This window comes from Haemophilus sp. oral taxon 851 str. F0397 (assembly GCF_000242295.1).
Taxonomy (GTDB): Bacteria; Pseudomonadota; Gammaproteobacteria; order Enterobacterales; family Pasteurellaceae; genus Haemophilus.
Genome location: NZ_JH591078.1, coordinates 34,328 through 49,114 on the forward strand (window position 1 = coordinate 34,328; position 14,787 = coordinate 49,114).

A 14,787-nucleotide genomic window follows, 5' to 3' on the forward strand; every position below is an offset into this window, starting at 1 on the left:
AAACTTGACGAGAAAGCTGCATTCATTTAAAATTTACCGCCTTAAAATTAGCAAAGATTTAGATTGATTTTTAATCAATTTCGACCTTTTATTGTTTAATTTAACCGTGTTTTTGATAGAAAGCACATCCATGCAATGGCAAATTCACCGTTATTTGTCGTTGTTTTGCTCAATTTGTCGTCCTATGTAATTTGAGTTGTCACCCCACTACAGAAGTAAGGTTCAGAGTGCGGTCATTTTAACGGTCATTCACGTCACAGTTAGTTTGTGGCTAGGTCACTGAACAGTTAGCAGAGGAAAACCAATGGGTTACTCCTATTCTGAAAAAAAACGAATTCGTAAAGATTTCGGTAAACGTCCGCAAGTTTTAAATGTTCCTTATTTATTAACCATTCAGTTGGATTCTTTTGATAAATTTATTCAAAAAGATCCTGAAGGTCAGCAAGGTTTAGAAGCGGCATTCCGTTCTGTATTCCCTATTGTAAGCAATAATGGCTATACAGAATTACAATATGTAGATTATCGTTTAGAAGAACCTGAATTTGATGTACGTGAGTGCCAAATTCGTGGCTCAACTTATGCAGCAGGCTTACGTGTAAAATTACGTTTAGTGAGCTACGATAAAGAATCTTCTTCACGCGCAGTCAAAGATATTAAAGAAAATGAAGTTTATATGGGTGAAATCCCATTAATGACTGATAACGGTACTTTCGTAATTAATGGTACCGAGCGTGTTATCGTTTCACAATTACACCGTAGTCCAGGCGTATTCTTTGATTCTGACAAAGGTAAAACCCATTCTTCAGGTAAAGTGCTTTATAACGCACGCATTATTCCTTACCGTGGTTCTTGGTTAGATTTTGAATTCGATCCAAAAGATAACTTATTTGCACGTATTGACCGTCGTCGTAAATTACCGGCAACAATCATTCTTCGTGCATTAGGCTACACCACTGAAGAAATCTTAAACTTATTCTTTGATAAAATTACCTTTGAAGTCGCTGGCGATAAATTGTTAATGACTTTAGTGCCAGAACGTTTACGTGGTGAAACGGCTTCTTTTGATATTGAAGCAAATGGCAAAGTGTATGTTGAACGTGGTCGTCGTATTACTGCACGCCATATCAAGGCATTAGAAAAAGATAAAATTTCACAAGTCGTTGTGCCTTCTGAATATATTTTAGGTAAAGTTGCGTCGAAAGATTACGTTGATTTAGAGTCTGGCGAAATTATTTGCCCTGCAAATGGTGAGATTTCTTTAGAGACTCTTGCAAAATTAGCACAAGCAGGTTACACCACGATCGAAACTTTATTTACTAATGATTTAGATTACGGTCCATATATTTCTGAAACGCTACGTGTCGATCCAACTTATGACAAAACCAGTGCGCTTTACGAAATTTATCGTATGATGCGTCCTGGTGAACCACCAACACCAGAATCTTCAGAAGCGTTATTCAATAATTTATTCTTCTCTGCAGAGCGTTATGATTTATCTGCTGTCGGTCGTATGAAATTCAATCGTTCTTTAGCGATCGCAGAAGGTGAAGGCGCTGGCACTTTAAGCAATGAAGATATTATTGCGGTAATGCGTAAATTGATCGATATCCGTAATGGTCGCGGCGAAGTGGATGATATTGACCACTTGGGTAACCGTCGTATTCGTAGCGTAGGTGAGATGGCGGAAAACCAATTCCGTATCGGTTTAGTGCGTGTAGAAAGAGCGGTGAAAGAACGCTTATCTTTAGGTGATTTAGATGCAATCACACCGCAAGACTTAATTAATCCAAAACCAATTTCTGCAGCGGTGAAAGAATTCTTTGGTTCTTCACAACTTTCGCAATTTATGGACCAAAACAACCCATTATCAGAAGTCACACACAAACGTCGTATTTCTGCATTAGGTCCAGGCGGTTTAACTCGTGAGCGCGCAGGCTTTGAAGTGCGTGACGTACATAATACCCACTATGGTCGTTTATGTCCGATTGAAACCCCTGAAGGTCCAAACATCGGTTTGATCAACTCACTTTCTGCGTTTGCACGTACTAATGATTATGGTTTCTTAGAAACTCCATATCGTAAAGTGGTTGATGGCCAAGTTACTGAAGAAATCGAATACTTATCTGCAATTGATGAAGCAAACTATATCATTGCACAGGCAAACTCAAATTTAGACGAAAATAACCGTTTTACCGATGCCTTTGTTACTGCGCGTGGTGAACGTGGTGAATCAGGTTTATATAAACCTGAAGATATTCACTATATGGACGTTTCGACACAACAAGTGGTATCTGTCGCGGCTGCATTAATTCCATTCCTTGAGCATGACGATGCGAACCGTGCGTTGATGGGTGCGAACATGCAACGTCAAGCAGTTCCAACATTACGTGCTGATAAACCATTAGTTGGTACAGGTATGGAAAAACCGATCGCACTTGACTCAGGTGTTGCGGTTGTTGCAAAACGCGGTGGTACAGTTCAGTACGTCGATGCTTCTCGTATCGTTATTAAAGTAAATGAAGATGAAACCATTGCAGGTGAAGCTGGTATTGATATTTATAACTTAATCAAATATACCCGTTCTAACCAAAATACTTGTATTAACCAAATTCCTTGTGTGAATTTAGGCGATCCAATCAATCGTGGTGAAGTATTAGCAGATGGTCCTTCTACTGATTTAGGTGAGCTTGCATTAGGTCAAAATATTCGAGTGGCGTTCATGCCTTGGAACGGTTATAACTTCGAAGACTCAATGTTAGTTTCTGAACGTGTTGTTCAACAAGACCGTTTCACTACCATCCATATTCAAGAATTATCTTGTGTTGCGCGTGATACCAAGTTAGGTGCAGAAGAAATTACCGCGGATATTCCAAACGTAGGTGAGTCAGCGTTAAGCAAACTTGATGAATCTGGTATTGTTTATGTTGGTGCAGAGGTTAAAGGTGGTGACATCTTAGTCGGTAAAGTAACGCCTAAAGGTGAAACTCAATTAACCCCAGAAGAAAAACTTTTACGTGCAATCTTTGGTGAAAAAGCTTCTGATGTTAAAGATTCTTCATTACGTGTGCCAAACGGTACATCAGGTACGGTTATTGATGTTCAAGTCTTCACTCGTGATGGAGTAGAAAAAGATAAACGTGCATTAGAAATCGAAGAAATGCAACTTCGTGAAGCGAAAAAAGATTTAACTGAAGAGTTAGAGATTTTAGAAGCTGGCTTATTTGCTCGTGTTCGTAATCTTCTTATTTCTAGTGGTGCTGATGCAGCGCAATTAGATAAATTAGATCGCACTAAATGGTTAGAACAAACCATTGCAGATGAAGAAAAACAAAATCAATTAGAACAGCTTGCAGAGCAATACGAAGAACTTCGTAAAGAGTTTGAACATAAACTTGAAGTGAAACGTAAGAAAATCATCAAAGGTGATGATCTTGCACCTGGCGTGTTAAAAGTGGTTAAAGTTTACCTCGCGGTGAAACGTCAAATCCAACCAGGTGATAAAATGGCGGGTCGTCATGGTAACAAAGGTGTTATCTCGAAAATTAACCCAGTTGAAGATATGCCATACGATGAGAATGGCCAACCGGTTGAGATCGTATTGAACCCACTGGGCGTACCATCTCGTATGAACATCGGTCAAATCCTTGAAACCCACTTAGGTTTAGCTGCGAAAGGTATTGGTGATCAAATCAATGCAATGCTTAAACAAAAACAAGAAGTGGAAAAATTACGTGGTTATATTCAAAAAGCGTATGACTTAGGTAATGGCTCACAAAAAGTGGATTTAAGTACCTTCACTGATGAAGAAGTATTACGTTTAGCTGAAAATCTACGTAAAGGTTTACCGGTTGCGACACCAGTATTTGATGGTGCAGCTGAAGCTGAAATCAAAGAGCTATTAAAACTTGGTGGATTACCAACTTCAGGTCAAATCACTTTATATGATGGCCGTACAGGTGAGAAATTCGAGCGTCCAGTAACAGTCGGTTATATGTATATGCTCAAATTGAACCACTTAGTTGATGACAAAATGCATGCTCGTTCAACTGGTTCTTATAGCCTTGTTACACAACAACCATTGGGTGGTAAAGCTCAATTCGGTGGTCAACGTTTCGGTGAGATGGAGGTATGGGCACTTGAAGCATACGGTGCAGCTTACACCTTACAAGAAATGTTAACGGTGAAATCTGATGATGTGAATGGCCGTACGAAGATGTATAAAAACATCGTAAGTGGTAACCAACACATGGACCCAGGCACACCGGAATCTTTCAATGTAATTATGAAAGAAATCCGCTCACTTGGTTTAAATATCGAGTTAGACGAAGAGTAATCAGTAGGGGAGTGAAGAATTTATGATTCACTCACCTTACGAAATAAAAATCGCCGAAGTGCGGTGGAAAAACATCGAAATTTTCAACCGCACTTTAAACCTTTAACTCCGACAGGAGAACATTTGTGAAAGACTTAGTTAAGTTTTTAAAAGCACAATCAAAAACCAGTGAAGATTTTGATGTGATTAAAATTGGGTTAGCTTCCCCAGATATGATCCGTTCTTGGTCATTTGGTGAAGTGAAGAAACCTGAAACCATTAACTACCGTACGTTCAAACCTGAACGTGATGGTCTTTTCTGTGCGCGTATCTTCGGGCCTGTAAAAGATTACGAATGTTTATGTGGTAAATATAAACGTTTAAAACACCGTGGTGTGATTTGTGAAAAATGTGGTGTTGAAGTTACTCAAACTAAAGTTCGTCGTGAACGTATGGGCCACATTGAACTTGCATCGCCAGTTGCACATATTTGGTTCTTAAAATCATTGCCATCTCGTATTGGTTTACTTTTAGATATGCCATTGCGCGATATCGAACGTGTACTTTATTTTGAAATGTACATCGTGACCGAACCGGGTATGACTGATTTAGAGCGCGGTCAACTATTAACTGAAGAACAATACCTTGACGCTGAAGATCGTTGGCAAGATGAATTCGAAGCGAAAATGGGTGCTGAAGCGATTCAAGATCTCTTAAAAGGTATGGATCTTGAAGTTGAATGTGAAAAATTACGTGAAGAATTACAAGAAACTAACTCTGAAACTAAACGTAAAAAAATCACTAAACGCTTAAAATTATTAGAAGCATTTGTTCAATCTGGTAATAAACCAGAGTGGATGGTGATGACTGTATTACCAGTTCTTCCACCAGATTTACGTCCATTAGTACCGCTTGATGGTGGTCGTTTTGCGACTTCAGATCTGAACGATTTATATCGTCGTGTGATCAACCGTAACAACCGTTTAAAACGTTTATTAGATTTAATTGCGCCAGATATTATTGTGCGCAACGAAAAACGTATGTTACAAGAATCTGTTGATGCGTTATTAGATAATGGTCGCCGCGGTCGTGCGATTACGGGTTCTAACCGTCGTCCATTAAAATCATTAGCGGACATGATTAAAGGTAAACAAGGTCGTTTCCGTCAAAACTTATTAGGTAAACGTGTAGACTATTCAGGTCGTTCTGTAATCACTGTTGGTCCATACTTGCACTTACACCAATGTGGTTTACCTAAGAAAATGGCCTTGGAATTATTCCGTCCGTTTATCTACGCTAAATTAGAAAGCCGTGGTTATGCTACGACAATCAAAGCGGCTAAGAAAATGGTTGAGCGTGAAGATGCGATCGTTTGGGATATTCTTGCAGAAGTTATTCGTGAACACCCAATTCTATTGAACCGTGCGCCAACACTTCACCGTTTGGGTATCCAAGCGTTTGAACCGATCTTAATCGAAGGTAAAGCGATTCAATTACACCCACTCGTTTGTGCGGCGTTCAACGCGGACTTCGATGGTGACCAAATGGCGGTACACGTTCCATTAACGCTTGAAGCTCAATTAGAAGCTCGTGCATTGATGATGTCAACCAACAACGTGCTTTCACCAGCAAACGGTGATCCGATTATCGTTCCATCACAAGACGTGGTATTAGGTCTTTACTATATGACCCGTGAAAAAGTGAACGGTAAAGGCGAAGGCATGTTATTGCAAGATCCTCGCGAAGCTGAAAAAGCATATCGTACTGGTGAAGCAGAATTACATTCTCGCGTGAAAGTACGTATTACTGAATATGTGAAAAATGAAGCGGGCGAATTTGATGCGAAAACCACGCTTACTGATACAACTATCGGTCGTGCGATTTTATGGATGATTGCACCACAAGGTATGCCTTATTCATTGTTCAACCAAACATTAGGTAAAAAAGCAATTTCTAAACTGATTAACGAAGCTTATCGTCGTTTAGGTTTAAAAGAAGCGGTAATGTTTGCTGACCAAATTATGTATACCGGCTTTGCTTATGCAGCACGTTCTGGTTCATCAGTTGGTATTGATGATATGGAAATTCCAGCGAAGAAATACGAAATTATTTCTGCAGCGGAAGAAGAAGTGGCAGAGATCCAAGAACAATTCCAATCAGGTCTTGTGACTGCAGGCGAACGCTATAATAAAGTAATCGATATTTGGGCTGCTGCGAATGAGCGCGTAGCGAAAGCGATGATGGAAAACTTATCTCAAGAAGAAGTCATCAATCGCGAAGGTAATCTTGAAAAACAAGCATCTTTTAACAGTATCTTTATGATGGCTGATTCTGGTGCACGTGGTTCTGCAGCACAGATTCGTCAGTTAGCAGGTATGCGTGGTTTGATGGCTCGTCCAGATGGTTCGATCATTGAAACCCCAATTACAGCAAACTTCCGTGAAGGTTTGAACGTATTACAATACTTTATTTCAACCCACGGTGCACGTAAAGGTTTGGCGGATACAGCATTAAAAACTGCGAACTCAGGTTACTTAACTCGTCGTTTAGTTGATGTAGCACAAGACTTAGTGATAGTAGAAGATGACTGTGGTACGCACGAAGGCTTAGTCATGACCCCGTTAATTGAAGGTGGTGATGAAAAAGTTCCACTTCGTGAATTAGTGTTAGGTCGTGTAGCAGCAGAAGATATTTTAAAACCAGGTACAGAAGAAGTATTAATTCCTCGTAACACGTTATTAGATGAAAAACTCTGTGATGTGTTGGATGCAAACTCTGTAGACAGCGTAAAAGTACGTTCTGTTGTAACTTGTGATACTGATTTTGGTGTATGTGCGAAATGTTATGGTCGTGACTTAGCTCGTGGTCACCTCATCAACCAAGGTGAAGCAGTAGGCGTTATTGCTGCTCAATCTATCGGTGAGCCGGGTACACAGTTAACCATGCGTACGTTCCATATCGGTGGTGCGGCATCTGCGGCAGCGAAAGAATCTAGTGTACAAGTTAAAAACACTGGTACATTACACTTAATGAATGCAAAATTCGTTACTAACGATGAAGGTAAATTAGTATTAACGTCTCGTAATACTGAATTAACTATTACCGATGCATTTGGTCGTACTAAAGAACACTATAAAGTGCCTTACGGTGCAGTGTTAAGCAAAGGTGACGGTCAAGATGTAACGGCTGGCGAAACTATCGCAAATTGGGATCCACATACAATGCCAGTTGTCTCTGAGGTATCTGGTTTTGTGAAATTCGTTGATATTATTGATGGTTTAACTGTAACGCGTCAAACTGATGAATTAACAGGTTTATCATCAATCGTGGTTCAAGATGTGGGTGAACGTGCTACTGCTGGTAAAGATTTACGTCCAACCATTAAATTAGTTGATGCAAATGGTAACGATATTTTCTTACCTGAAACTGATGTTCTTGCGCAGTATTTCTTACCTGGTAAAGCAATCGTAAGTTTAGACGATGGCGCAGCAGTAAAAGTGGGTGAACCATTAGCACGTATTCCGCAAGAATCTGTGGGTACGAAAGATATTACCGGTGGTCTACCACGCGTTGCGGATTTATTTGAAGCACGTAAACCAAAAGAGCCTGCTATCTTGGCTGAAATTTCTGGTATCGTGTCTTTCGGTAAAGAAACCAAAGGTAAACGCCGTTTATTAATTACTCCTGCGGAAGGCGAAACTTACGAAGAAATGATTCCAAAATGGCGTCAGCTCAACGTATTTGAAGGTGAAATGGTGCAACGTGGTGACGTAATTTCTGATGGTGCTGAAACACCACATGATATTTTACGTTTACGTGGCGTGCGTGCAGTAACTGAATACATCGTGAACGAAGTACAAGATGTTTACCGCTTACAAGGGGTAAAAATCAACGATAAACATATCGAAGTTATCGTTCGTCAAATGTTACGTAAAGCGGTAATTACTAAAGCTTACGACTCAGAATTCCTTGAAGGGGAACAAGTCGAAGTTGCTCGTGTGAAAATCGTTAACCGTCAACGTGAAGCAGAAGGCAAACCACCAGTTGAGTTTGAACGCGAATTATTGGGTATCACCAAAGCGTCTCTTGCGACTGAATCCTTCATTTCTGCCGCATCGTTCCAAGAAACTACTCGTGTTCTTACCGAAGCGGCTGTGGCAGGTAAACGTGATGAATTACGTGGCTTGAAAGAGAACGTAATCGTTGGTCGATTAATCCCTGCGGGTACAGGTTTTGCGTATCATCAAAATCGTCATAAACATCGTTTAGTTGATGATGTCGTAGCGAAATTATCTGAAGAAGATGAAGCTGCTATCGCTGATGAGTTTGTTATGACAGCAGATGATGCAAGTGCAAACTTAGCTGAAATGCTTAATATGGCAGATGATGCGGAATAATTAATTCCCTATATAAGAAAACCCGAATGAAAGTTCGGGTTTTTTATTTGTATGAAAATTGGTAGTGTTAGATAGTTCAAATAAGGATGTTTCTGTATAGAAATTTCACAAGAATTTGAGATTTTTAGAAAAGTCTGTTGTTGGTGGCTGTGCTACACTTCGCTCAAATTTTTCAAAATAAGGATAATATTATGAATACAACAAAACCTTTTCCTCTTCCAACGGGATATTTTGGTATTCCTCTTGGTTTAGCAGCCTTATCTTTGGCTTGGTTTCATCTAGAAAACTTATTTCCTGCTGCGCGAATCGTAAGCAATGTTCTTGGCATCGTAGCAAGTGCGGTCTGGATTTTATTTATTTTAATGTATGCGTATAAACTTCGTTATTACTTTGAGGATGTTCGAGCAGAGTATCATTGCCCCGTTCGTTTTTCCTTTATTGCGTTGATTCCTATTACAACCATGTTGGTGGGCGATATTATTTATCGTTGGAATCCTTTAATAGCTGAAGTGATGATTTGGATTGGTACAGTAGGACAGTTACTTTTCTCATCATTGCGTATCAGTGAACTATGGCAAGGTGGTGTATTTGAACAAAAATCCACTCGTCCTCCGTTTTATTTGCCTGCGGTTGCTGCAAATTTCACAAGTGCAAGTTCATTGGCATTACTCGGTTACCATGATTTAGGTTATTTGTTTTTCGGCGCAGGAATGGTTGCATGGATTATTTTCGAGCCCGTATTATTACAACATTTGCGAATTTCATCTCTTGAGCCGCCATTTAGAGCCACAATGGGCATTATTCTAGCGCCTGCATTTGTGGGCGCATCCGCTTATTTGTCACTTAATCATGGCGAAGTGGATACTTTAGTTAAAATCCTTTGGGGATATGGATTCTTGCAATTATTTTTCTTATTGCGATTATTCCCTTGGATTGTGGAAAAAGGACTTAACATTGGCTTATGGGGATTCTCATTCGGATTAGCATCTATGGCAAACAGTGCTATCGCTTTCTATCATGGCAATGTTTTACAAGGCGTGTCTATTTTTGCCTTTGTTTTCTCGAATTTAATGATTGGCTTATTAGTTCTAATGACAATTATTAAATTAGCTAAAGGGCAGTTTTTCCTAAAATAAGGTATTTAAATCGACTAAGGCAGGGATTCTCTGCCTTATTTACATATTCCATCTATTTGTCTTTTTCTATTTCAATCACTTCTACACAATTCACCGTACCTGCTTTAATTCGCCATTTCACATTAAATTCATACAAACTCATACCATAAATACGATCACTCGGTTTACCTTGTTGATAGGCTGGGCGAGGATCTTGCTCTAGTACTTGGCGAATGAAACGACTTAAGTGCGGTCGTTTTTCTTCTCGTTTTTTTACCGCACTTTTGGCTTGCTCGGTAAATTCAACTGTTAATTTTGCAGGTGGTTTTTCTTGAGCAAAGCTCGATTGCGCATTTGGCTCACTATCCGCATAGGCAATATAGGGTTTGATATCGAAAATCGGTGTGCCATCTACTAAATCCACAGCACCTAAATGGAGAAAAACGTTACCGTTGATGCATTCTACTTGACGTAATTCGACTTTGGATAAACCGAGAGGATTTGGGCGGTGCGTTGCGCGTGAAGCAAACACGCCAACTCGTTGATTACCGCCTAACCGTGGAGGGCGTACGGTGGGTTGCCATTTTCCTTGTTGGATTTGGTCGAACTGAAAAATTAACCAAAGGTGACTGAATTGTTCCAATCCTCGTACGGCTTCAGGCGAATTATACGGCGGTAAGAGTTCTACAATGCCTACTCCGTCTTCAACTAAATTAGGTTGGCGTGGTACGGAGAATTTTTCTTTATAAGGCGTGTGGATAATGGCGATAGGCGATAAGGTTAAATCATTCATAAATTGGGTGTCTTAGTGTAGAATACGCGTCCTATTGTAATCAAAAGTGCGGTCAAAAAAAATGACAAATGAAAAATTGAAAATGTGGTGGGAAACGGCTCGACCAAAAACTTTGCCCTTAGCGTTGGCATCGATTTTTACAGGTTCGGCATTAGGTTATTGGGCGAATCCACAAGGTTTTAATGGTCTTGTAATGGCGCTTTGTTTACTTACGACAATTTTATTACAGGTGCTTTCTAATTTTGCTAATGATTATGGGGATCATCAAAAAGGTTCGGATACTGAAGAACGTATTGGGCCATTACGTGGCATTCAAAAAGGCGCCATTTCAGCAAAAGAACTGAAATGGGGATTAATTCTAATGGTGGTGGCCAGTTTTCTTTCAGGAAGTTTCTTGATTGGAATCGCTTATGAAAACCTCTCGGATTTATTAGCTTTCGCTGGGCTTGGCATTTTAGCTATTGTTGCAGCCATTACTTATACGGTTGGGGCAAAACCTTATGGCTACATGGGTTTGGGCGATATTTCTGTATTAGTATTTTTTGGTTTGCTTGGCGTTGGCGGCACTTATTATTTGCAAACTCACAGTATTGATAGCCACATTATTTTGCCTGCTATTGGTTCTGGCTTATTGGCAAGTGCGGTATTAAATATCAATAATTTACGCGATATTGAACAGGATGCGAAAGCGGGCAAAAATACCTTAGCTGTTCGTTTAGGTGCATATAAAGGGCGTGTTTATCATTGTATTTTATTAAGTGTGGCGGCCTTATGTTATTTAGCATTTGCTTTGGCAACGGCCATTTCTTGGTCAAATTATTTATTTGTATTGGCGATGCCGTTGTTAGCTAAACATGCGATCTTTGTTTATCGCAGTCAGCAGCCAAGTGAATTGCGTCCAATGTTGGCTCAAATGTCTATGATTTCGTTATTAATCAATATCTTGTTTAGTTTAGGCTTGCTTATCGGCTAAATCGGCATATACTAAAGCAAACAAAATTTCAACAATCGATAGGGGAAAGTTATGTTTATTGATACTTCAGAACTTTGCGATCTTTATGCAGAACAAGTGGATGTAGTGGAGCCAATTTTTTCAAGCTTTGGTGGTGTAAGTAATTTTTACGGTAAAGTCACTACGGTAAAATGCTTTGAAAGTAATGGATTAATTGCTGAAGTATTAGAAGAAAACGGCGAAGGTCGAGTGCTTGTCATTGATGGTGGTGGTGCGGTACGCCGTGGTTTGATTGATGCAGAATTGGCTCAGCTTGCCGTTGATAATGGTTGGGAAGGCATTGTTGTATATGGTGCAGTACGCCAAATTCAGCAATTAGAAAACCTCGATATTGGTATTCATGCCCTTGCGCCAATTCCAGTCAGTGCAGATGAAAGCAGTGCTGGTGAGAGCGATATTCCAGTGAACTTTGGTGGCGTAACCTTTTTCCCAGAAGATTATATTTACGCAGATCTGACAGGAATTATACTTTCGCAAGAGCCCTTAGATTTAGATGATTCGGACGAATAATACGAAAGAGCAAAAGTGCGGTGAAAAATAACCGCACTTTTTTTATCGAAATTTATTGCACTAGATCACATTTCTGAAAATTGAGCATTGCAACTTATTAACATTCATTTAACATTGTGGTCCGTTCGAGTTAGAACACTAACGGAGGAACTTTATGACTGAGATGAAATCTTTCAAAAATCACAAAAATGGCATTATTTTTATTTTAGATATAGTGCTGTTTTTTGTGTTATTAAAAGTGCTACCTTATGAGCCAAAGGCTAGTGCTGGTTTAGCGTTATTGGCTTTTGTCGCAGTGCTTTGGTTAACTGAGGCATTACATGTTACGGTTACCGCATTATTGGTGCCATTATTGGCGATTGCGCTAGATTTAGTGAGTACTAAGCAAGCTTTAGTAGCTTTTGCTGATCCTACAATCTTTTTATTCTTTGGTGGCTTTTCTTTGGCTACAGCCTTGCACATTCAAAAACTCGATAAAATGATTGCTAATAAGATTATGGCGTTAGCGCGCGGTAATTTATTTATTGCCATTATTTATCTCTTTTTGATTACAGCCTTCCTTTCTATGTGGATGAGTAACACAGCAACTGCAGCTATGATGTTACCCCTTGCAATGGGGATTTTAAGCCAACTTGATCGTGAGAAAGAGCATAATACTTATGTGTTTGTGTTGTTAGGAATTGCTTATAGTGCATCAATTGGTGGTATGGGAACCCTTGTGGGTAGTCCACCGAATGCGATTGTAGCAAGTAACTTGCATTTAACTTTTGCAGATTGGTTATGGTACGGTTTACCGATAATGATTATTTTGCTACCACTGATGATTGGTACGCTTTACATTATTTTTAAGCCAAAACTTCATATTAATTTTGAGCAATCTTTTGAAAGCATTGAAATGAATTCAGTGCGTGTATTAACTCTTGTTATTTTTGTTGTGATTGCTTTAACTTGGGTATTTAGTGGGCAAATTAATCCGCTGATTTCAGGCTTACTTGGCTTGCAGAAAAATATTGCAAGCTTCGATAGTGTCGTCGCTTTATTAGCCGCTATTGTGATTTGTTCTACGGGTATTGCAAGCTGGAAACAAATTCAAGAAAGTACCGATTGGGGAGTATTAATGCTTTTCGGTGGTGGATTAACGCTAAGTGCGGTATTGAAGGATTCCGGAGCAAGCAAGATTTTAGCAGATAGCATTGTCTTTATGATTGAAGGACAACATTTCTATCTTATTGGCTTGTTAGTTGCAGCATTCATTATTTTCTTAACTGAATTTACCTCTAACACAGCAAGTGCGGCGTTGCTCGTCCCAATCTTTATTTCTATCGCCCAATCATTGGGTATGCCAGAAATTGGTTTAGCATTAATTATTGGTCTTGGCGCATCTTGTGCCTTCATGCTACCAGTTGCAACGCCACCAAATGCTATTGTATTTGGTTCTGGTCAAGTGAAACAAAGTGAAATGGTAAAAGCTGGTTTCGTATTGAATTTAGTGTGTATCGTTGTGATTGCGACTGTCGGTTATATGTTCTGGTTGAACTAATTTAGATTTGATTATTTACTGAATTTTTTAGTGATTAAAATAAATGGGTTAAAGCTAATCAGGCTTTAACCCATTTTTTCTTGTTATAAGATTCTTTTATACAGAGCTATTTGTTGTGTTCATAAGCGTAAAGCGTATTGCTCATTAACATTGCAACAGTCATTGGCCCAACTCCACCTGGAACGGGGGTAATATAAGCCGCTTTTTCGGCTGCTCTGTCAAACTCTACATCGCCTACTAATTTTCCATCTACACGATTAATTCCGACATCAATGACTACCGCACTTTCTTTGATCCAATCGCCAGGAATTAAATTCGGCTTACCCACCGCAACGACAAGTATATCTGCTTGGCGAACATGACTTTCCAAATCTTTGGTGAATCGATGAGTCACAGTGACGGTTGCACCTGCTAATAATAATTCTAAAGACATTGGGCGGCCGACAATATTGGATGCACCTACAATTACCGCGTGTTTGCCATGTAGGTCAATCCCCGTTGTTTCTAATAGTTTCATTACACCATAAGGTGTGCAGGCTCGTAATGTTGGAATTCGTTGACACAATCTTCCTACATTATAAGGATGGAAGCCATCCACGTCTTTTTTCGGATCAATATGTTCAATAATAGCTTCTGCATTGATTTGTGGAGGCAAGGGGAGTTGTACTAAGATACCATCAATTGTTTTGTCGTTATTGAGTTTATCAATGAGGGCTAATAATTCGACTTGTGTAGTTGTTTCTGGTAAATCATAGGATTGGGAAAGTATGCCGATTTCTTCACAGCTTTTACGTTTATTACCGACATAGATTTGCGAAGCAGGATCTGCACCAACGAGAATGACAGCAAGCCCAGGTGCGCGTTTTCCTTGCTTAACGTAATGGGTGATTTTATCTGCTACATCGGCTTTAATTTTTTTTGAAAGTGCGGTACCAGAGATGATTTGCGCAGTCATTGGGCTATCCTTTTGAGTGATGGGAAAGAAATCGTTTGCTATTTTAGCGGACAATGATTTTTTTACAACGAAAAAGGGGACGTTTTTCCTAAACTGGAATAATTTTGAACAATTAAATTAAAAAATCAAAAAATTAATTGACTGAGATAAAAA

8 protein-coding genes are annotated in these 14,787 nt (G+C 39.4%); 6 read left to right on the forward strand and 2 right to left on the reverse strand.

The annotated features are described in order from the left end of the window. Positions 1 to 304 precede the first annotated feature (304 nt). The 3 genes from rpoB (at position 305) to tehA (ending at position 9,845) form a co-directional block, all read left to right on the forward strand. The gene (gene rpoB / locus HMPREF9096_RS04545) at positions 305 to 4,333 is read left to right on the forward strand and encodes a DNA-directed RNA polymerase subunit beta (RefSeq protein WP_009500434.1); all 4,029 of its coding nucleotides are present in this window, start codon (positions 305 to 307) and stop codon (positions 4,331 to 4,333) included. Positions 4,334 to 4,458: 125 nt separating this feature from the next. Continuing rightward, positions 4,459 to 8,709, forward strand: coding sequence for a DNA-directed RNA polymerase subunit beta' (rpoC, locus tag HMPREF9096_RS04540; RefSeq protein ID WP_009500435.1), 4,251 nt, complete (start codon positions 4,459 to 4,461; stop codon positions 8,707 to 8,709). A gap of 191 nt (positions 8,710 to 8,900) precedes the next feature. Next, positions 8,901 to 9,845: a dicarboxylate transporter/tellurite-resistance protein TehA gene (gene tehA, locus HMPREF9096_RS04535; RefSeq protein WP_032803396.1), complete on the forward strand. Its 945-nt coding sequence runs from the start codon at positions 8,901 to 8,903 to the stop codon at positions 9,843 to 9,845. A gap of 52 nt (positions 9,846 to 9,897) precedes the next feature. Here the strand turns inward: tehA and tsaA are convergent, their stop codons facing one another. After that, positions 9,898 to 10,617, reverse strand: a complete 720-nt coding sequence (tsaA, locus tag HMPREF9096_RS04530) for a tRNA (N6-threonylcarbamoyladenosine(37)-N6)-methyltransferase TrmO (RefSeq protein WP_009500438.1) — start codon at positions 10,615 to 10,617, stop codon at positions 9,898 to 9,900. 61 nt (positions 10,618 to 10,678) lie between these two features. Between tsaA and menA the strand changes: the two genes are divergently transcribed. The 3 genes from menA (at position 10,679) to HMPREF9096_RS04515 (ending at position 13,679) form a co-directional block, all read left to right on the forward strand. After that, the gene (menA, locus tag HMPREF9096_RS04525; RefSeq protein ID WP_005636626.1) at positions 10,679 to 11,590 is read left to right on the forward strand and encodes a 1,4-dihydroxy-2-naphthoate octaprenyltransferase; all 912 of its coding nucleotides are present in this window, start codon (positions 10,679 to 10,681) and stop codon (positions 11,588 to 11,590) included. Positions 11,591 to 11,641: 51 nt separating this feature from the next. Beyond that, positions 11,642 to 12,139 (forward strand): ribonuclease E activity regulator RraA, encoded by a 498-nt coding sequence (gene rraA, locus HMPREF9096_RS04520; RefSeq protein ID WP_009500440.1) that lies wholly within the window; start codon positions 11,642 to 11,644, stop codon positions 12,137 to 12,139. A gap of 154 nt (positions 12,140 to 12,293) precedes the next feature. Continuing rightward, entirely contained in the window at positions 12,294 to 13,679 is a 1,386-nt protein-coding gene (locus tag HMPREF9096_RS04515; RefSeq protein ID WP_005643970.1) for a DASS family sodium-coupled anion symporter, read from the forward strand. A 106-nt stretch (positions 13,680 to 13,785) separates the two neighbouring features. Here HMPREF9096_RS04515 and folD read toward each other — a convergent pair whose 3' ends face one another. Continuing rightward, positions 13,786 to 14,634, reverse strand: a complete 849-nt coding sequence (folD, locus tag HMPREF9096_RS04510; protein ID WP_032803398.1) for a bifunctional methylenetetrahydrofolate dehydrogenase/methenyltetrahydrofolate cyclohydrolase FolD — start codon at positions 14,632 to 14,634, stop codon at positions 13,786 to 13,788. Between the last annotated feature and the right edge of the window lie 153 nt (positions 14,635 to 14,787).

Bases quoted from the DNA above. Each gene is read 5' to 3' on its own strand.
- rpoB (WP_009500434.1), top strand. From the start codon at position 305: ATGGGTTACTCCTATTCTGAAAAAAAACGAATTCGTAAAGATTTCGGT.
- tehA (WP_032803396.1), top strand. From the start codon at position 8,901: ATGAATACAACAAAACCTTTTCCTCTTCCAACGGGATATTTTGGTATT.
- tsaA (WP_009500438.1), bottom strand. From the start codon at position 10,617: ATGAATGATTTAACCTTATCGCCTATCGCCATTATCCACACGCCTTAT.
- menA (WP_005636626.1), top strand. From the start codon at position 10,679: ATGACAAATGAAAAATTGAAAATGTGGTGGGAAACGGCTCGACCAAAA.
- rraA (WP_009500440.1), top strand. From the start codon at position 11,642: ATGTTTATTGATACTTCAGAACTTTGCGATCTTTATGCAGAACAAGTG.
- HMPREF9096_RS04515 (WP_005643970.1), top strand. From the start codon at position 12,294: ATGACTGAGATGAAATCTTTCAAAAATCACAAAAATGGCATTATTTTT.
- folD (WP_032803398.1), bottom strand. From the start codon at position 14,634: ATGACTGCGCAAATCATCTCTGGTACCGCACTTTCAAAAAAAATTAAA.